The 18,500-nt window shown below is 64.0% G+C and carries 16 protein-coding genes and 1 pseudogene; 5 read left to right on the top strand and 12 right to left on the bottom strand.

All coding sequences use genetic code 11. From position 1 onward, the window contains the following. Positions 1–2: 2 nt before the first annotated feature. Positions 3–458: a TetR/AcrR family transcriptional regulator gene (locus U9J39_RS20555; protein ID WP_240988356.1), complete on the bottom strand. Its 456-nt coding sequence runs from the start codon at positions 456–458 to the stop codon at positions 3–5. Between U9J39_RS20555 and U9J39_RS20560 the strand changes: the two genes are divergently transcribed. Next, positions 440–730 (top strand): hypothetical protein, encoded by a 291-nt coding sequence (locus tag U9J39_RS20560; RefSeq protein ID WP_326347905.1) that lies wholly within the window; start codon positions 440–442, stop codon positions 728–730. The genes U9J39_RS20555 and U9J39_RS20560 overlap by 19 nt on opposite strands. Positions 731–1,178: 448 nt before the next feature. Here U9J39_RS20560 and U9J39_RS20565 read toward each other — a convergent pair whose 3' ends face one another. From U9J39_RS20565 to gstA, 3 genes are all read right to left on the bottom strand, one after another. Further along, positions 1,179–1,619 carry a GNAT family N-acetyltransferase gene (locus U9J39_RS20565; protein ID WP_115712416.1) on the bottom strand — a complete coding sequence of 147 codons (441 nt, stop codon included), beginning with the start codon at positions 1,617–1,619 and terminating at the stop codon, positions 1,179–1,181. Between the two features lie 201 nt (positions 1,620–1,820). Continuing rightward, positions 1,821–1,964 (bottom strand): hypothetical protein, encoded by a 144-nt coding sequence (locus U9J39_RS20570; protein ID WP_326347920.1) that lies wholly within the window; start codon positions 1,962–1,964, stop codon positions 1,821–1,823. A gap of 67 nt (positions 1,965–2,031) precedes the next feature. Next, on the bottom strand, positions 2,032–2,640 hold the full coding sequence (gstA, locus tag U9J39_RS20575) for a glutathione transferase GstA (RefSeq protein ID WP_326347906.1): 609 nt from the start codon (positions 2,638–2,640) through the stop codon (positions 2,032–2,034). Between the two features lie 345 nt (positions 2,641–2,985). On the opposite strand from gstA, the pseudogene U9J39_RS20580 reads away from it, so the two are divergent. Next, positions 2,986–3,144 (top strand): annotated as a pseudogene (locus tag U9J39_RS20580) (glutathione-dependent formaldehyde dehydrogenase); the annotation flags it as partial. A gap of 45 nt (positions 3,145–3,189) precedes the next feature. Here the strand turns inward: U9J39_RS20580 and U9J39_RS20585 are convergent. The 5 genes from U9J39_RS20585 to U9J39_RS20605 all read right to left on the bottom strand — a co-directional run bounded on the left by U9J39_RS20585 (position 3,190) and on the right by U9J39_RS20605 (position 10,035). Then, on the bottom strand, positions 3,190–3,552 hold the full coding sequence (locus U9J39_RS20585) for a copper-binding protein (protein ID WP_116313514.1): 363 nt from the start codon (positions 3,550–3,552) through the stop codon (positions 3,190–3,192). Next, entirely contained in the window at positions 3,549–6,719 is a 3,171-nt protein-coding gene (locus U9J39_RS20590) for an efflux RND transporter permease subunit (RefSeq protein WP_326347907.1), read from the bottom strand. The genes U9J39_RS20585 and U9J39_RS20590 overlap by 4 nt, the downstream gene beginning before the upstream one ends. After that, the gene (locus U9J39_RS20595; protein ID WP_116313516.1) at positions 6,716–8,260 is read right to left on the bottom strand and encodes an efflux RND transporter periplasmic adaptor subunit; all 1,545 of its coding nucleotides are present in this window, start codon (positions 8,258–8,260) and stop codon (positions 6,716–6,718) included. Before U9J39_RS20595 ends, U9J39_RS20590 begins: the two co-directional genes overlap by 4 nt. Then, positions 8,257–9,564 carry a TolC family protein gene (locus U9J39_RS20600; RefSeq protein WP_115681686.1) on the bottom strand — a complete coding sequence of 436 codons (1,308 nt, stop codon included), beginning with the start codon at positions 9,562–9,564 and terminating at the stop codon, positions 8,257–8,259. Before U9J39_RS20600 ends, U9J39_RS20595 begins: the two co-directional genes overlap by 4 nt. Before the next feature lie 72 nt (positions 9,565–9,636). Continuing rightward, positions 9,637–10,035 carry a copper resistance protein gene (locus tag U9J39_RS20605; protein ID WP_326347908.1) on the bottom strand — a complete coding sequence of 133 codons (399 nt, stop codon included), beginning with the start codon at positions 10,033–10,035 and terminating at the stop codon, positions 9,637–9,639. A gap of 352 nt (positions 10,036–10,387) precedes the next feature. On the opposite strand from U9J39_RS20605, the gene U9J39_RS20610 reads away from it, so the two are divergent. Together U9J39_RS20610 and U9J39_RS20615 are read left to right on the top strand one after the other, a co-directional pair. Continuing rightward, positions 10,388–12,649: a copper-transporting P-type ATPase gene (locus U9J39_RS20610; protein ID WP_442784912.1), complete on the top strand. Its 2,262-nt coding sequence runs from the start codon at positions 10,388–10,390 to the stop codon at positions 12,647–12,649. 85 nt (positions 12,650–12,734) lie between these two features. Then, positions 12,735–13,256 carry a c-type cytochrome gene (locus U9J39_RS20615; protein ID WP_115712424.1) on the top strand — a complete coding sequence of 174 codons (522 nt, stop codon included), beginning with the start codon at positions 12,735–12,737 and terminating at the stop codon, positions 13,254–13,256. Positions 13,257–13,407: 151 nt separating this feature from the next. On the opposite strand, the gene U9J39_RS20620 is transcribed toward U9J39_RS20615, so the two are convergent. The 3 genes from U9J39_RS20620 to U9J39_RS20630 all read right to left on the bottom strand — a co-directional run bounded on the left by U9J39_RS20620 (position 13,408) and on the right by U9J39_RS20630 (position 16,146). Next, positions 13,408–14,586, bottom strand: a complete 1,179-nt coding sequence (locus U9J39_RS20620) for a chromate transporter (RefSeq protein WP_326347909.1) — start codon at positions 14,584–14,586, stop codon at positions 13,408–13,410. 18 nt (positions 14,587–14,604) lie between these two features. After that, on the bottom strand, positions 14,605–15,567 hold the full coding sequence (locus tag U9J39_RS20625; RefSeq protein WP_326347910.1) for a chromate resistance protein ChrB domain-containing protein: 963 nt from the start codon (positions 15,565–15,567) through the stop codon (positions 14,605–14,607). Between the two features lie 348 nt (positions 15,568–15,915). Further along, a complete protein-coding gene (locus U9J39_RS20630; protein WP_326347911.1) occupies positions 15,916–16,146 on the bottom strand; it encodes a DUF1484 family protein in 231 nt (76 codons plus the stop codon). Positions 16,147–16,725: 579 nt separating this feature from the next. Here U9J39_RS20630 and U9J39_RS20635 point away from each other — a divergent pair. Further along, positions 16,726–18,297 carry an MFS transporter gene (locus tag U9J39_RS20635; protein WP_326347912.1) on the top strand — a complete coding sequence of 524 codons (1,572 nt, stop codon included), beginning with the start codon at positions 16,726–16,728 and terminating at the stop codon, positions 18,295–18,297. The last annotated feature ends 203 nt before the right edge of the window (positions 18,298–18,500 follow it).

Raw genomic sequence — 18,500 nt, forward strand, 5'->3', positions numbered from 1 at the left:
CGCTACTCCTTGTTGGGATCGTGAGGGGGCAGGTGACCGAGCAGACGCGCGCCGAGCAGTTCGGCAGCATCTTGTCCATAAGCCTGCAGGGCGTCCCGGCAACGGGCAGCGATCGGCAGATCGGCCGGTGCGAGTTCGCGCAGGGCGGTGATGAGGAGATCGAGTGCGGCCGGGTCCCGGTACCATTCGCCGACAAGAACCCGGTCCAGCACCTTTTCGAATAGGCCGCGCTTGGAACCGAATGCCTTGTACAGGCTGCCTCGTTGCAACGCCGTGGCCTCCACCAGGTCGTCCACCGAGCAGGCGTTGTAGCCAATACGGCCGAAAACCTCCGCCGCGCAGGCGATAACAACGTCTTCGTCGAACGTCCTTGGCCGACCCATGCAACACCATTGACCTGTTATGGAACGATTGTTCAATAACGCCAGTGTGAGGGTTTTTGAACGACCAGTCAACATCAAGCAGGGCAGCATCCGGGCCGAATAACGATTGGTCTGATGTCACGCAGACCGAGAGCATCGACCGGGCCTTGGAGGCCGCTGGCCCCATCGATGTACTGAAGCCTTACGAGCCTGTCGCTCATGAAGTGTTCGCGGGATTCAGCCAGCTCTGCGCAGTGACGACTGCGACGGATGTCGCCGAAGGCGTCTGGAATGCCGCCAACGACACCTCTGATCGGCTGCACTTCCCGGCGGGTGCCGACGCCGTTGCACTGGCGCGGGCTGTCTGACGGCGAGCGTCGCCGCGACTCGCCTGGTGCGGCGGGCGGTCAATGTGGACGAAAGTAAGCGTCTCCGGCAAGGCACTTGCCCCAACGCGCGGCGCAAACTTGTCCCTTTGAAATTTGGCTGCCCAATTACTGCTCAGCCGGACACTGGCTCTGGTCGCGCCGCCCACGCGAACGAGGCGAGCGCCGAGAAGAAGGGCGAAGACGTGGAGGATGTCGAGTTCAAAGAAGCGGGCGCCAGGCAGTAAATTAGCCGAGGTCGGTCAAACTTGGTGCCTTCAAGAAGCGGTTGTTTCGTACGTTAGCGCCTACGGCCACCTTGTCAACGCAGGACTCCGTTGTGTTTTGCCTGTGAAGTCAGGAAAAGCGGAAGTTCTACGGTGAATCCGTTTTTGCAGTACCCCTCTCACTGGACCGCAATTGGGTTCCCGTCTTTTTGCAGTCCCGGTCACTATTTCAATTCGCATTGCATGCAGACTCCCGCTGGCATTCCCGGCGACGTCAATGTATGCGAATTCCGTAGGCTGACAGGCAGAGAGGTCGTCGAAACAAGGGAAAAACCGTAACGCGAAAAGAAGCCGGGGCATTTTGCGGTGGCGAGGACCGCGCGTTCGCAGCCCTCTGCACGCGCGCGCACCAGAACGGCAGATACCAGGTGTTTGGCAATTCCGCGATCCCGATATGGGGGCAGCACCGCTACCGAACAGACGACTATCACTTGCCCGTGCCGCTCCGCTCCGGCACAGGCGACAACGCGCCCCTCCATTAACGCAATGTGGAACGAATACTGCGGCCACAATGTGTTTTGCATTAATCCGCATTCGTCTAGCACCGCAGTAATTGCAGGCAGGTCCGCAACGGTGGCGGATCGAATCTGTAACGATCTAATCATTGCTGCACAGCGCCCTCAAAAGCACCTTTATTCATGAGGCAGTTACTTAATAGACCGCTCCACCATACCGTCACGCGGTTCGTTTGCATACGTGTCCGAAATTCCGGAGGGGTAGATCTACGGGTAAATCCTTATAAAGCAGAAATGGATGTGCGCATCTGTGCCATGGATCTCGGACTCAGAGGTGGCGTCCTGGCCCCATCACGAAAAAAACGGGCATTGGGCGACGGCGCCGCTGACCGCGCCGAAGTAGGTGTGGAAGATCGTCGGCGAGAACACGTACGAGTCGACCAGCGGGTTGAACAGGATGGTCGAAATGAAGTACGGCGTAATGCCGCATGGCATCGTAGGCGCGCCGTCGTCACTGGAAAACCGGTGCGGGAGCTGCCGAAGGTGTAAGGCGCGCTCCACGTCAGCCAATCCCCTCCTCCTGCAATGCCTGCTTCACCGCCGGTCGTGCCCCGACCCTCGCCCGATACGCCTGCAGCGCAGGCCAGCGATCAAGCGACAGCTTGAAATGGTCCGGCCATCTCAGGATCGTGAACAGGTAGGCGTCCGCGACGCTGAACTCTGCCATCAGATAATCCTTGTCCGCGAGCTGCGGAGCCAGCCAGTCGAACCGCTGTGACAGGCGCGCCCAGGTCGCCTCTTTCTGCTCCTGCGGCGTGCCGGGTTTCCAGAACGGCCCGAAGCCCTTGTGCAGTTCGGACGAGATGAAGTTCAGCCATTCCTGCAAGCGATAGCGCTCAAGCGTACTGCACGCCGGGGCAAGTCCTTGTTCCGGAGCCTGGTCGGCGATGTACTGGACCACCACGGCCGCCTCGGTCAGCCGGTCGCCCTGATCGAGCTCCAGCGTCGGCACATAGCCCTTGGCGTTGATGGTCTTGTAGTCGGCGCCGCGCTCGGTTTTGTGCGGCTCGGCGCGCAGGTCGACGCGCTCGGTAGAGAAGGGAAGGCCGGTCTCGATGAGGGCGATATGTGCCGCCAGGGAACATGCGCCGGGAGCGTAGTAGAGCTTCATGATGGGTGCCTCCTTGGTAATGTGCGCCAGCTAGAGGACGTCAGGTGAGATTTAGCAATCGACATGCCCAAGCCGTTTCTCTGCGCGCTGGTTGCCGAAGTCGGAAGCTCGCAATCACGGCGGCGCAGTGCTTCCCCTGCCCTCGGCGGCCGGTGCCTGCGCGCCGGAATGGATTGCAAGGCGCGTAGCAGAAATTGCCACGCGGGTGCTTGCGGCCGCTGTTCCGCGCCATCGATGCCGTCGGCGTCGATGCCATGCATGCGCACCATGGTCCGGCGGCGCAGGATCCGTCCATCCCGGAAAGCGAGCAGGAGGCCGCCCGCCTGGCGCCGCATGCCCAATATCCCGCGGCTGGTGGAGCTGGTGCGCACCGGTGCGGTCGATCCGGCCACCATCCTGACGCGGCGCGAGCCGATGACCTCGGCGATCGAGGCCTACCAGGCCTTCGACCAGCGCCAGCCTGGCTGGATCAAGGTCGAACTGCAGCCCGGGTCGGTCCACTAGCCGTGGGTGCCGCCGTCGGGAGCGGCGACATGCGGCCAGGCGCGCCTACTTGCGCTGCATGTCGATGACGGTCGGCTTGCCGTCGATCTTGTCGAAGGTGACGGAAACCGCGTCGCCCTCCTTGAAATTCCTCAGCGAGGCGCGGTCCTTGACCGGGAACGCCATGGTCATGGCGGACATGCCGAGGTTCTCGATGGGGCCGTGCTTGAGCGTCACCTTGCCGGCCGACGCATCGATCTTCCTGATCTCGGCTGGCACAGGCTGGGAAGCCTGCTTTGACGCCGCGGGTGCCCTGCTGTCCATGCCGTGCATGTTGTGGCTGTCCATGGATCCCGCTGCGAATGCGGTGGAGACGGTCGAGGCGGCGACGATGGTGAGCGCGAGTGCGAGGGTCTTGCCGGGTTTCATTGCGATTCGTCCTGAAGTGGAGAGTGGGTAGGGACTGGGGGAACTCGGGTCTGCCGTCGGCGCATCAGCCAATACACCGCCGGCACGACGAACAGGGACAGCAATGGGGCAGTCACCATGCCGCCGACCATCGGTGCGGCAATGCGCTGCATCACTTCCGAGCCCGTGCCATGCGACCACATGATGGGGATCAGGCCGCCGAGGATTACCGCGACCGTCATGGCCTTGGGGCGCACACGCTGCACCGCTCCTTCCTGGATCGCGTCGAGAAGTGCCGACTGCGTGGTTTCGCCACGGTTTTCGCGTTCATTCCAGGCTTGTTTCAGATAGAGCAGCATGATGACACCGAATTCCGCCGCCACGCCGGCCAGCGCAATGAAGCCGACGACGCCAGCCACGGAGAGGTTATAGCCCAGCAGATAGAGCAGCCAGAAGCCGCCGATCAGCGAAAGTGGCAGCGTGCCCATGATCAGCAGCGCCTCATCCAGGCGGCCGAAAACCATGTAAAGCAGCACAAAGATGATCAGCAGCGTGAACGGCACCACCAGCTTGAGCCTGGCCGTGGCCCGTTCCAGGTACTCGAATTGTCCTGACCAGCTCAGCGCATACCCCGCCGTCATCGGCACCGTCTTTGCCACCACGGCCTGCATCTCGCGCACGGCTGAACGGAGATCCCGTCCGCGAATGTCGACATAGATCCAGCCGGACAAGCGTGCATTCTCGCTGCGCAACATCGGCGGGCCTTGCACGACCTCGATGCGCGCCACGTCCGCAAGCGTGATCTGCAGACCCTTGTCGGTGACGATGGGCAGGGCGCGCAATTGCTCGATGGAATCACGATAGTCGCGCGGATAGCGGACGTTGATCGGAAAGCGCGCCAGCCCGTCGACCACATCACCGACATTCTCGCCCCCGATCGCGGATGACACGATACTCTGCACGTCCTCGATGTTGAGACCGTACCGGCCAGCGGCGCCGCGGTCGATATCCACATCGATATAGCGGCCGCCGGTGAGACGTTCGGCAAGCGCCGAGGTAACTCCCGGTACCGTCCTGACCGCTTCTTCTATCCTTGTGGCGAGCCGGTCGATCTCTTTCAGGTCCGTGCCGGCCACCTTGATGCCAACCGGGCTCTTGATCCCCGTGGCGAGCATGTCGATGCGATTGCGTATTGGTGGCACCCAGACGTTCGACAAGCCAGGCACCCTGACCACGCGATCCAGTTCCTCCGCCAGCTTGTCGGTCGTCATGCCCGCGCGCCACTGGTCCCGCGGTTTGAACTGGATGGTGGTCTCGAACATCTCGATGGGCGCCGGGTCGGTGGCGGTATCGGCGCGGCCGGCCTTGCCGAATACTGTCGCCACCTCGGGCACGGTCTTGATGAGCCGATCGGTCTGCTGCAACAGCTGCGCCGCCTTGCCGGCGGATAGGCCCGGCAGCGCCGACGGCATGTACAGCAGGTCCCCCTCGTCGAGCGGCGGCATGAACTCCCCGCCGATGCGCATCGCGGGCCAGGCGGTTGCCGCCAGCAGCAGTACCGCGATCGCAATGGTGGTCTTGGGGTACGCCAGTACTCTGGCAAGCAAGGGCTGGTAGCCGCGGATCAGCCAGCGGCTGAGCGGATTGGCCTGTTCCGATGGAATCCTGCCGCGAATCATGTAGCCCATCAGGACGGGCACCAGCGTGACCGACAGGCCGGCCGCAGCCGCCATGGAATAGGTCTTGGTAAACGCCAGCGGCGAGAACAGCCGCCCCTCCTGCGCCTCCAGCGTGAATACGGGAATGAACGAGAGCGTGATGATCAGCAGCGAAAAGAACAGGGCCGGGCCCACTTCCGCCGCGGACTCGCCAGTGACGCGCCAACGCTCCTGTGCGCTCAATGGTCGTTCGGGATGGTCGGCGTGCCAGCGTTCCAGGTGCTTGTGGGCGTTCTCGATCATCACCACCGCCGCATCGACCATTGCGCCAATGGCGATGGCGATACCGCCAAGCGACATGATGTTGGCGTTCACGCCCTGGTAGCGCATCACCAGGAACGCGGCCAGCACGCCGAGCGGCAGCGAGACGATGGCGACCAGCGCGGACCGCAGGTGGAACAGGAACACCAGGCACACCAGCGCCACCACGATGAATTCCTCGATCAGCTTGCCAGCCAGGTTATCCACCGCACGCTGGATCAGCGCTGAGCGATCATAGGTCGTCACCACCTCCACGCCCTTGGGCAGGCTCGTTTGCAAGGAGGCGAGCCTGGCCTTGACCGCGTCGATGGTCTCCAGCGCATTCTTTCCGGAGCGCATCACGATGATGCCGCCCGCGACTTCGCCCTGGCCGTCGAGTTCCGCGATGCCGCGCCGCATTTCCGGGCCGATCTGAATCGTGGCGACGTCTCCCAGCCGTACCGGGATGCCGGCCTCGCTGGTGAGCAGCGGGATCTGGCGGAAGTCATCGAGCGTCTTCAGGTAGCCGCTGGCGCGCACCATGTATTCGGCTTCGCCCAGCTCCAGCACCGATCCGCCGGTCTCCTGGTTCGCCCCCTTGAGCGCCGCCAGCACCTTGGCCTGCGACAGGTTATAGGCCCGCAGCCGGTCCGGCATCAGGACGATCTGGTACTGCCTGACCATGCCGCCCAGCGACGCGACTTCGGCCACATTGGGCAGCGACTTGAGCTCGAAGCGCAGGAACCAGTCCTGCAACGCACGCAACTGGCCGAGGTCGTGCTGCCCGGTCCGGTCGACCAGGGCGTACTCGTAGATCCAGCCTACGCCGGTGGCGTCCGGGCCCAGGGCCGGCCTGGCAGCGGCGGGCAGCCGGGATTGCACCTGGTTCAGGTATTCCAGCACGCGCGAGCGCGCCCAGTAGAGATCGGTGCCATCCTCGAACAACACATAGACATAGGAGTCACCGAAGAACGAATAGCCGCGCACGGTCCTGGCCCCGGGCACGGACAGCATCGTCGTGGTAAGGGGATAGGTGACCTGGTTTTCGACGATCTGCGGGGCCTGGCCGGGAAACGGCGTGCGGATGATCACCTGCACGTCGGACAGGTCCGGCAGCGCGTCGAGCGGCGTGCTGCGCGCGGCCCACAAGCCCCACGCGGTCAGCACGACCGTGGCCAGCAGCACCAGGAAGCGGTTGCGGATCGAAGCCAGGATAAGCCGCGCGATCATGGCCGGGCTCCCGGGGCAGAAGCTGCGCGTTCCACCGATGACAACGTCGCCGCACCGTCGCGGTCGAGTTGAAAGCGAAAGCGGATGCGGTCGCCGGGCTTGAATCCTTGCGGCATGCCGGAAGCGGGTGCGGCAAAGTCCATGGTCATGGCCCCCCAGCTGGCCGACGGGATCGGCTCGTGGGAAATCGTCATGCTTTGCGCGCTGACCGCCTCCACGCGTCCGGTGCCTTCGTGCTCCGGGCCTGCGGCGGCGGCTGCCGGCGCGGCTGGTGCTGCGGTCATGCGCTGCGTGGCACCGCGCAGGCTGGCTTCGGAGTCGAGCAGGAACTGGCCGGAGACCACTACCTTTTGTCCGGACTCGAGGCCCTCGAGCACTTCGGTCTGTCCGCCGGAAGCTGCGCCAGTCCTGACCTCGACCGGGCTATACCCGCCGGGACCGGTTTCCACCATGACGATGGTGCGCGTGCCGGTGCGGATCAGCGACTCGGTCGGGACCAGCAGCCGGTCCGTGCCAGCTGCGGCCTCGAAGCGGGCCGTCACGAACATGCCTGGCAACAGCTGACGGCCCTTGTTCTGCAGTTCGATCCGCACCCTGACAGTACGGGTGCCGGGGTTGATGTCGGGCAGGATGGCGTCGACCTTGCCGGGCAGCGCTTGTCCAGGCAGGGCGGCCGCGAGCGCGGACACCGCCTGTCCGGGCCGTAGCCGCGAGACATAGGTCTCCGGCACCTCGGCCAGTACCCATACCGTCGCCAGGCTGGCAAGGCGAAAGAGCGTCGTGCCGGGGGAGACCGTCATGCCGTCGCGCGCGCCGACCTCGGTGACGATCCCGTCCACCGGACTGGTGATGGCAAGCCGCGGCTGCAGCTTGCCGGTGTCCTGCACCAGGCGGATGTGGCTGTCGGTCATGCCGGCCTGCCGCATGCGGGCCATCGCGGCTTCGCGCAAATCGCCCTGCAGGGTTGCGCCCATGCGGACCACCGCCAGGTATTCCTCTTGCGCAGTGACCCATTCCGGCGAATAGATCTGTGCCAGCGGCTGGCCTTTGCGCACCGGATCCAGCGTCGTCCTGGCATACGCGTGCTCGACGAACCCGCTGGTACGGGCCTGCAGCACTTCGATGCCGCGCTCGTCGATCGCAACATTGCCCGGAACTTCGAACGCGGAGGCCAGCCGGCCCGTCTTGACCTCTGCCGTGCGAACGCCAAGGTTCTGCGCCACGCGGCTGTCAACGGTGACGGTCGCGCTGCCACCCGCTTCCTCGTACACGGGCGACAACGGCATATCCATGAAGGGCGACTTGCCGGGTTTGTCGAAGCGCTGGCCCGGCACCATCGGATCATGCCAGTAGAGGATGCGCTTGCCCGTGCCCGGATCGATATCGCCGGCCTTCAGGTTCGCCGCCCCGGTGCCGCTGGCCGGCGTGTCCGACGCGGCGATCTGCCGGCGCCCCTGTTGATGGCCGAGATAATAGGCAGCGCCAGCGCTCGCCAGCACGAGCAGAACCACCAGGGTCCGTGCCATCGCGGTTTGCTTCATGGTTGGGCTCCTTGCGGCGGCATGGCTTGCGCGGCGGTCGGCAACGGCATCAGGAACGTGAGCTCGGCCCAGAGCCTGGCGGTCGCTGCCTCCAGCCGGAGCCGATCGAGCGACAGCTCGAGCGCCTTGCGGCTGGCCTCCGCCACGGCGGCCAGGCTGCCGGCGCCAGTGCGATAGGCGCTCAGGGCCGCCTCGGTTTGTGCCTTCGCCAGCGGCAACGTGGCATTGCGATAGCGCTCCAGGCGCGTCTGGCTGAGTTGCAGTTCGGCCTGCTTGCCGCGCAGCTGTCCAATCAGGCCACGGCGTACCGATTCGGCTTGCGCCCGCGCAGCGTTGGCCTGCGCCAGCCTGGCGGCCAGTTCGCGGTCCTGGCGATGTTCCTGGTCCCAAGGTAGCGGCAGCGAGACGTTCAGCGACACCATGTTCGAGTAGGCGGGGCCGCGCTGGCTGTACATCAGCTCGACGCTGACATCCGGCACCTTGTTCTCGCGCGCCACGCGGCTCTCGGCCTCGGCCACGCCGGCTTGGGCCTGCGCGGCAGCGAGGTCTGGCAGCTGCGCGGCGCCGGCGGCATCCAGGGTATCGAGCCAGGCCGGAGCATCGAGCGCGGGACGCTCGGCCAGCGGCAACGCTGCCGCATCGCCGACCCACCGGCGCAACATCGCCCGGGACGAGGCGACCGCGGCGCGGGCTTCGTCTTCGCGATCCTGCAGTTGCTGCGATTCGATCCGGGCGGCCAGGATCTCGGCGCGCGAGCCGCGGTTGCCGCGATAGGCGGCCTGTGCCGCATCGATCAACAGCTTGATCGATTGCGCCTGTTCGGCGAGCAGCTCGTGCGCGCGTTCCGCATACCAGCGCTCCAGCCACGCCGTGGCGGTGCCGCGTTGCACGTTGGCCAGCGCCACCATACGTTGCGCCTCGGCCGACGACGCCTCGGCCTCGAAGCGCTCCGCGCGGGCCTGGCGCTTCGCCGGGCGTGTGAATTCCTGCATGAGGCTGATCGACCTCATGGTCATCGAATCGGTGCCCAGCGAGAACCGGTCCGGGCCATTCGCCGGGACGTTGTTGACGCCGACCTTCAGGACCGGGTCCGGCATCTGCCTGCCGGCCACAGCCATCTCGATGGCTGACTGGACTGCCGAGCGCGAGGTCTCGGCATCGGCCGAACGCGCCGCGGCGAGCGCGAGCGCTTCCTGCAGGGAAAGGGCTGGCGCGGACTCCGCCCATGCCGGGTGGATCACGGCAAGCAGCGTGAGCGCGAGCGCCAGCCGGCGCCCGCACTTGGTGGATAAGTGCAAATGCATAAAGCCTCCGCAAAGCAACGACCACCCTGGAGCCGATGGCTCAGGGCACGACAACAGGCGTTGCTGCGGAGGCTACGTTCGGAAACAGCAGTGAAGGATGGGGAGGGGGCGTGGCGGCGCCCGGGGAATCGCATCGCGGGGAGCGGCCAGGCGATGTGCCAGGACCGGTATCGGCGCGGGCACCACGACATTGACCAGCACCGGATGGAAGGCGGGAATCTGAGGCGTGGCATGGTCGGCCGACTTCGAGCCGAACTGGCAATGCTCCTGGCATAGCCCGTCATGTACGCCTGGCCCGGCGTGTTCCATTGCCATGTCGGGGCAGGCTTCAGTCATGCCCGCGATCTCTTCCGTCGCGCTCAGCGAGTACCGGCTGCCCTCGCACGCATACGCCGCCGCTGCCAGTTGCACTGTCAGGAAAGCGCTCAGCAGGAAGGCGGCAAGCCAGAGCCGACGAATAGTAGTACGCACTTGAGATACCTGGGTTGCCGGAATGGTAGCAGCGTTTGACTGCTTGCGGCATAAGCCGGTTGGCGGAGCCTGTCGTCCGTCTGTTCCATCATTGCCGCGTGGCCCCTGGCGTCGTCGACGCCAGCGAAGACCCGACTGACAACGCTCGTTGCACCTTACCGGGATGTAATGGTTGCGTAACGTCTTGGTGAGGGAAGGCCCCGTACCCTGGACCGGTACCGCCGCGGTTTTTGCCCTGGTCGCCCTTGACCTTACTACCATGGGAAGGTCTAGGCTGCCGTCTTTGGGCGCGATGGCGGACTCCCCACTCGGACCCCCAGTGATCGCAGGCCCAACAACCAAGGGAACCAGGATGAACAGGACGAGCAGCGACCGCGATGCCAAGATGCCTGGACGCCACGGTGGCGCACAGGGTGACCACGCCCATCATCACGAGCATGCGCATCACCATGTTCATGCTCATGAGCATTCCGGCACCGGGACCGAGCCAGCCCCGGCGCAGCCTCCCGCCGAGGGCACGATCTATACCTGCCCGATGCATCCGGAAATCCGCCAGGACCATCCGGGCAACTGCCCGAAATGCGGCATGACGCTGGAACCGTTGATGCCGGAACTCGATCAGGACGAAAACCCGGAGCTGGCGGACTTCCGTCGCCGCTTCTGGTGGACGCTTCCGCTGACCGGCGTGGTGTTCGTACTGGCGATGTTCGGGCATCGCCTTGGCTGGATGGACCTGTCGACGCAAAGCCGGGTCGAGCTTGCCTTGTCGACGCCGGTGGTGCTGTGGGCAGGGTGGCCGTTCTTCGTCCGGTGTTTCCAGTCGATCGTCAACCGCAGTCCCAACATGTGGACATTGATCGGAATCGGCACGGGCGCCGCCTATCTCTACAGCGTCGTTGCGACCGTCATGCCGGCCGCCTTTCCGCAGGCTTTTGCCGAGCATGGCCGCATCGGCGTCTACTTCGAGGCCGCGGCAGTGATCATCTCCCTCACTTTGCTGGGACAGCTGCTTGAACTGAAGGCCCGCTCCCAGACCTCGGCCGCCATCAAATCGCTGCTGGGGCTGGCGCCCAAGACGGCGAGACGCATCGGTCCCGGCGGGATCGAGGAAGACGTACCCCTGGCCCATGTGCATGTCGGCGACCTGCTGCGCGTGCGGCCCGGCGAGAAGGTGCCGGTCGACGGGGTCGTGACGGAAGGCACCAGCGCCGTCGACGAGTCGATGATCACCGGCGAGCCGATTCCCACCACCAAGCGCGCCGGCGACCGTGTCATCGGCGCCACCATGAACACATCGGGCAGCCTGGTGATCCAGTCCGAAAAGGTCGGCTCGCAGACCGTGCTGTCGCAGATCGTCCAGATGGTTGCGCAGGCGCAGCGCTCGAAGGCGCCGATGCAGCGCTTGGCGGACAAGGTTGCCGGCGTCTTCGTCGTCGGCGTCATCGGCATCGCGGTGCTGACCTTGGTCGCGTGGGGACTGTTCGGTCCCGAGCCGGGCTGGGTGTTCGGCCTGATCAATGCCGTCGCGGTGCTGATCATCGCCTGTCCTTGCGCGCTGGGCCTGGCCACACCGATGTCGATCATGGTGGCAAGCGGCAATGGGGCGTCCGGCGGCGTGCTGTTCCGCGACGCCGCGGCAATCGAAAACCTGCGCAAGGTCGATACCCTGATTGTGGACAAGACCGGGACGCTCACCGGGGGCAGGCCGGTATTCGAGCGCGCGATCGGCGCCAATGGCTTTACCGAGCAAGACGTGCTGCGGTTGGCTGCCAGCCTGGATCAAGGCAGCGAACACCCACTGGCGGCAGCGATCGTCGAAGCCGCCCGTAGTCGAGGCCTGCCGCTGGACAAGCCGGAAAGCTTCGAGTCGAGTTCGGGGATTGGGGTAAGGGGCGCGTTGGCAGGCAGCAAGATTGCGATCGGAAACACCGCGCTCATGGAAGCCGAGGGCGTGGCCACCGAAGCACTGGTAGCGCAGGCGGACGCATTGCGTGCGCAAGGCGCCAGCGTCATGTATCTCGCGGTCGACAGCAAGCTTGCAGGCCTGCTCGCCGTCTCCGACCCGGTCAAGACCACCACGCCCGAGGCGCTGGAGCGTCTTCGTGAAGAAGGCATCCGTGTCGTCATGGCCACTGGCGACGGCATCGCAACCGCCAGGGCGGTGGCCGCAAAACTTGGCGTGGACGAATTCCATGGCGAGGTCAAGCCGGCCGACAAGCTGGAACTTGTCAAATCCCTGCAGCAGTCCGGCGCGGTGGTCGCCATGGCCGGCGACGGCATCAATGACGCGCCGGCGCTGGCGCAGGCGGATGTCGGTATCGCCATGGGCACCGGCACCGATGTCGCGATGAACAGCGCCCAGGTCACGCTGGTCAAAGGGGATTTGCGCGGCATCGCCCGCGCCCGGCAACTCTCGCACGCGACCATTCGGAACATGAAGCAGAATCTCGGTTTTGCGTTCATTTACAACGCCCTCGGCGTGCCGCTGGCGGCCGGCGCGCTGTATCCCGCGACGGGCCTGTTGCTGTCGCCGATGATCGCGGCGCTGGCGATGAGCCTGAGTTCGGCCTCGGTCATTGCCAATGCGCTGCGTCTCAGGGGCGCTGCTTCGTAAGGCGGATGCGCATGGATACGGGGTAACCCTCTTTATTTTTCAGGAGTCAGGTGTAGTCGATGAGGCTTATTGGTGCAGGGGCGACATGAACAAATCAGGCAAGCCACGCTGGCGGATCGTGGTGCTGCTGGTGCTTGGCGCGGCGATTGCCGCCGCCGTTGCACTGCAGACCAGGCGATACCTCGATACGCCATCCGATGCCGGCAAGACAGGCGATATACGGAAGCTGCGCATCGACGCCACCGACGCGGCCAGCGTCGCGCAGGGTCGCAAGATCTACGCACAGCAATGCGCCGCATGCCATGGCGCCAAGCTGGAGGGCCAGCCCAACTGGCGCGAGCGGCTGCCGAACGGCCGCATGCCGGCACCGCCGCATGATGCTTCCGGCCATACCTGGCATCATCCCGACGCCGTGCTGTTTGCGATTACCAAGAATGGGCTGGTAGCCGGGGTGACGGCTCCGCAGGGGTATGTCAGCGATATGCCGGCCTTTGGGCAATCGCTGTCCGACCAGGACATCGTTGCCGTGCTGGCGTATATCAAAAGTACCTGGCCGCAGAAAATGGCTGCGGCGCAGCGGGAGGTGACGGAAGCGCAAGATCGTTGACGGCCCGTCGGCAGCAGGGCGACGGGCCGTCCAGTGCAATAGCGTCGCGAATGCCTCTAGTATGTTGAGCGAAGGGCAACAATTGGCGCAGGACGGGCGATGAGCAGGGCGTGAGTGACAGGATTTGCAGCCAGGTTGCCAGGTTAGAAACTCAGGGCTGCAACATCGGATAAACGACCAGGCCGATCAACGCGGCAGCGGTGATGATGACCGGCTCAGGCAGCTTTTTGAACTTCAGCAATAGTGCGACCGTGACCAGCGCCAGCAACAGGGTGGGGCCATCGACGATCGAGCGTTTGGCCAGCACGATCACGGCCCCGGTAATCGCGCCAATCGCCGCCGCCGTGACGCCGTCGACAAAGGCGAGGATGGCGGGAAGCTTCCCGTATTTCTTGAAGTAGGGGGCCGGCAGTACCGTGAACAGGTAGCACGGCAGGAAGGTAGCCAATGCCGCCACACAAGCCCCCGGCAGTCCGGCCACCAGGTAGCCGATGAATCCCACCGTGATGACCACGGGGCCAGGAGTGATCATGGCCACGGCCACCGCATCGACGAATTGCTTTTCGTTGAGCCAGTGGTATTCCGTTACCACGCCGCCGTAGAGAAACGGCACGATCGCAAGACCCGAGCCGAATACAAAGGCGCCCGCCTTGGCAAAGAACACGCCAAGCTGTGACAGCAGCGGCCAGTCGAGCGCGCTGAACAGCCCGCTTGCAGCCGGCATCTGCGTGGCCGCCAGCGCATTGGCGCCGCTTTGGCGCAACCACTTCGGGGGCGCGCGCCAGAACCAGACCAGTACGCCGGCGGCGAGAAACAGCCAGGCGATCTCGGATTCCGTGATGACGGTCACGGCAGCCAGAGTCAGGTAGACAGCCCACAACAGCTTGTCGCGGCCCACGCTCTTGGTGGTCAGCTTGTATGCGCTGATGGCAATGATGCCGATAACGGCGGCGCCCACCCCATAGAACACGGACTGCATCCAGGTCAGTCCGCCAAAGCGGACATAAGCCCAGCCCAATCCCAGCACCATGAGAAAGGACGGCAGCACGAATGCCAGGCCGACCAGCGTTGCACCCCGGATGCGGTAATGAACGTAGCCGAGATAGATGGCCAACTGGGCGGCCAACGGGCCTGGCGCCAGTTGCGCCAGCGCGAGGCCTTCCTTGTAGTCGCCGTCGGTAATCCAGCCACGCCGCTCCACCAGGTCGCGGTGCATATAGCCGGCCAGTGCTACCGGGCCGCCGAAGCCAAAGGTTCCCAGGCGGAGAAAATAGGCGACCAGCTGCCAGAGGGTATAGGCGGGACGGTCAGGGCCTTGCTGTGGTGCCATGGTCTTGTAGGGATCGATTCAGGGTCTTGGGTTGGCTGAAAAATGCGCGTAGAGCGAATCCAGCACCGAGCTGATTTCCGCCAGCAACGCGTCGTCATCCTGCAGCCGCGCTCGCGCGCCGCCCAGCATGGCTTCGAAGCCACTGGCCTCCGGCACCGAGATGCCGCCGATATCCAGTGCATGGATCATTCTGGCAAGCCGGCCGAGTCCCCGGTTAGCCTCGAGTCCAAAACTGGCCAGCAGCACTTCGAAGGAAACGCGATCGCCCACATGCGTAAACGTCGCTCCGTCGAAGTCGAAGCCCAGTGCATCGTCCGGGCAATCGGCGGGGCTTTCCAGCCAGAGGAACCGTGCATGGGGATCGATGAAGCGCCGGATCAGCCAGGCGCTGGCCACGCGGTCCGCCCACAGATGGCGGCGCGTGGCCCAGCGCCGCCCCTGATATTGCGCGGCATCCCGGCGCGGGATCGTACGGGTGAGCGGCTGCGGCTCGCCCGGCGACTGAATTGCCTCGATGGCCCGGCTGAAATCTTTCCATCCCGCTTCTGCGCGGCGCGACGCCTCATTCGGAAAGAAGTCGATCCGGCGGATCGCTTCATAGGCGCGCTCGTGGCGGCGCAGCAGTCGATTCAGTTCGGCGCTGTTCTGGTCGGAGAGCCCATCAAGCGCTTCGGCCAGCGCAGCCTGCAGTTCGTCATAGTCAGCGCCGCGGTCGAACAAGGCGCGGAACGCGATCTCGTCGTCCGGAGTTCCGGCACTGACTTGCAGAAGCCAGGCTTGTCCGTTCTCCTGCCGGGTTTCGTCAGCCAGCTGGCGCAACTGGCCGACCTGCTCCACGCCCCCTGGCAAAAGATAGGCACCGTCACGCAGCGCGGCGCACCCCATACTCTTGATCGCACGCCAGATCCGCATGCGCGCGGTGGCGCCGGACGTGGGAAGCGTGACGATTAGCAGCGCCCAGGATTGAGTGGTTGCGGTCATGGGCGCATGGTAGAAGCCTATAACCCCTATTTCAACGTTGTAGAGATCTCTACAGTGGTAAGACTTTCGGGTCACATCAGAGGTATGGGACGAGTGTTCGCCACACCAAACTCGTGTGGTGAATTGCGGTCGGGGCAGCGAGGGAAAGACCTGCCCAATCTGTTCAGTCCGTTTTCACCACCAAAGAGGCAGAGGAGGACCGGGCTCAGCCGGTCCATCAGCTACGCGCTGGTCGAGCGCCATGGCGGCCACATTACCGAGTAAAGCACGGTCGGGCAGGGCGGGGAATTTAACGTCTCGCTACGCGACGACGGATCCGCGATAAGGGAAGAGCCGGATGATGGGGTGTCAGAACGACTCAGCCTCAGGCTGCAAAGCCTCGGCCATCTGATCCACCTGCATCTTGATCATCGCCAACAGGCAATGGACGCCGTGGCATCCCTCGGACCGTTCGCTTTCCACTTCCAGCAGCGACAGGACGCTGCCCAGGCCGGCCTGGATCCGGTCGAGGGCTTCCAGGGTTTCCGCGGGAATGCCGACGAAGATGGTTTCGTGCTTCGGATGGGTTTTCTCTTGCATTGCGTTCTCCTGACGAAGGTTGGGAGACCCGCCTGATGCAAACGGTAGAGGTGGCGGGCCTGACAGCGGGGGTCGAAATACCGGATCACCAACGAAGCCCGGCCAGCCTTTCGGCTGCCCCGCCCGGCCCGCCATAGTGGAACGACGCGCGCGTGCGTGTGGAGATGGTCGCCGGAGCGACCATCCGTTGATGATATTCGGGTTTCGACTCCCGATCACCGTTGTTTCGGTGATGGCCCTAGTTTTTGCCTTTTCAGTGAGGATGGCGATCAGACGATTCGCAATTTTTCTTTGGGGGCGTCGGGACGCGGGGCCTCGGGGCAGGTCGGTTGAGGCTGCAGGTGAACTTGATCAGTTGCTGTTGATGTGGTTGCCCCACCGACTGATGTCCACCCGCTTCTGCCACCCGGTCTGGAAAGGAGATGACCGGAAACGGCGCGCCAAATCTGACGACGTTTCGTAAGCTAGCCACCCGATGGATCAGACAAGCGGAGTAGGCGTCCGGCCGGTAGCTATCGGGCCTCTGCATCGTCTACGTCCGATGTGAACATGCGGCTGCCCCTTTCACCCACACATTCCATGACCCTCGTCCGCCTTCCCAAAAACGTACTTGCGCTAGCTGCGGTCTGCCTGACCTCCCTGATGTTCGGCCTGGAAATATCCAGTGTCCCGACGGTCCTCTCGACCATTGAGAATGTGCTGGACGCCGATTTCAGCCAGATTCAATGGATCATGAACGCCTATACACTTGCTTGCACCACGGTGCTGATGGCGACTGGGGCGCTGGCCGACCGCTTCGGACGCAAGCGCATTTATCTGGCAAGCATCGTGCTGTTCGGGCTCACGTCCCTGGGCTGCGGGCTCGCGCAAAGCGCGCCCGTGCTGATCGCCAATCGGTTTCTTCAGGGAATCGCCGGCGGCGCCATGCTGATCTGTCAAGTGGCAGTGCTTTCGCATCAATTCCCGGAGGGGAGGCAACGCAGCAAGGCATTCGGCGCCTGGGGAATCATCTTCGGCATCGGCCTTGGCTTTGGGCCGATTATCGGCGGCCTGATCGTCGCAGTTGCCAACTGGCAGTGGGTGTTCCTGGTTCATTCGCCGGTCGCTATCGTTGCGCTGGCTCTGGTCCTGGCCGGCGTACAGGAATCCCGGGACCCAAATGCGCAACAGCTGGACGTTCCTGGCATCCTGACTCTTTCCGTGTCGTGTTTCGGGCTCGTCTACTTCATCACGCAAGGCTCGGATCTCGGGTATTCCAGTCCCACTGCATTGAGTCTCATCGCCGCGACGGTATCGAGCTTCATTGCCTTTGTCTTTGTCGAGAAGCGCAGCCCTCGACCCATGTTCGACTTTTCGGTGTTCCAGATCCGCTCGTTCTCAGGAGCGCTGTTCGGATCAATCGGCATGAACTTCAGCTACTGGCCGTTCATGATCTATCTGCCGATCTATTTTCAGGGCGCCCTTGGCTACACCAGCGTGACCGCCGGACTGTCGCTGCTCGCCTATACGGTACCTACGCTTATCGTGCCACCGGCTGCAGAGCGACTTGCTCTCAGGTTTGAGGCGCGCAGGGTCATCCCGCTCGGCATGTTCACTATCGGCCTTGGCTTCCTGCTGATGAAGTTTGGCGCTGGCGCGGAGCACGCTAGCTGGCTCACAATGCTGCCGGGTTGCCTGTTGTGCGGAACGGGGCTGGGCCTGACCAATACACCGGTCACCAATACAGCCATGGGTGCAGTCTCGCCAGATCGCGCAGGCATGGCGTCGGGTATTGATATGAGCGCGAGACTGATCAGCCTGGCCGTCAATATCGCGCTGATGGGCCTTGTTCTTCTCGAGAGCGTGCATGCTTATCTCACGCGCGCACTTTCCAGTTTTCCAGAAACCTCGTCGCTTCGTTTGCTCGCAGCGCAGGTAGCCGGGGGCAATATCGGGCATCTCACGCAGAGCGGCGCTGATATCGCTGCCGTCGACGCGAACGGCGTGATCCTTCATGAGGCTCTCGTACACGGCTTCGGGTTCGTGATGCTGTACGGGGCGATCGGGGCCTGGGCTTTCGCCCTGCTCAGTGTCGCATCGTTCTACGCTGGCACGCGCGCACATCGCCGGGCACCTGCCGTGGATAACGGTGTCCGCCATCCGAGCCCGTAAAGCAATCATCGAAGGGGAAGGTTAGAGGCACAGCAGGAAATTCAAATTCCACTTGCCCGCAAAGCCAGGAGACAGGCCAGCACTGACACAGCTAGGCCGATGGCGCGGCAGGCGTGATGACGGCCATAGGGAAGAGGCCGGGACTCCGTGTGCGGTAAGTTTCTTTTCGTGCGCATTTTACCGTTGCCGATCGGCAAACATGC

Source organism: Cupriavidus sp. SS-3 (genome assembly GCF_035818815.1).
Lineage (GTDB): Bacteria > Pseudomonadota > Gammaproteobacteria > Burkholderiales > Burkholderiaceae > Cupriavidus > Cupriavidus taiwanensis_C.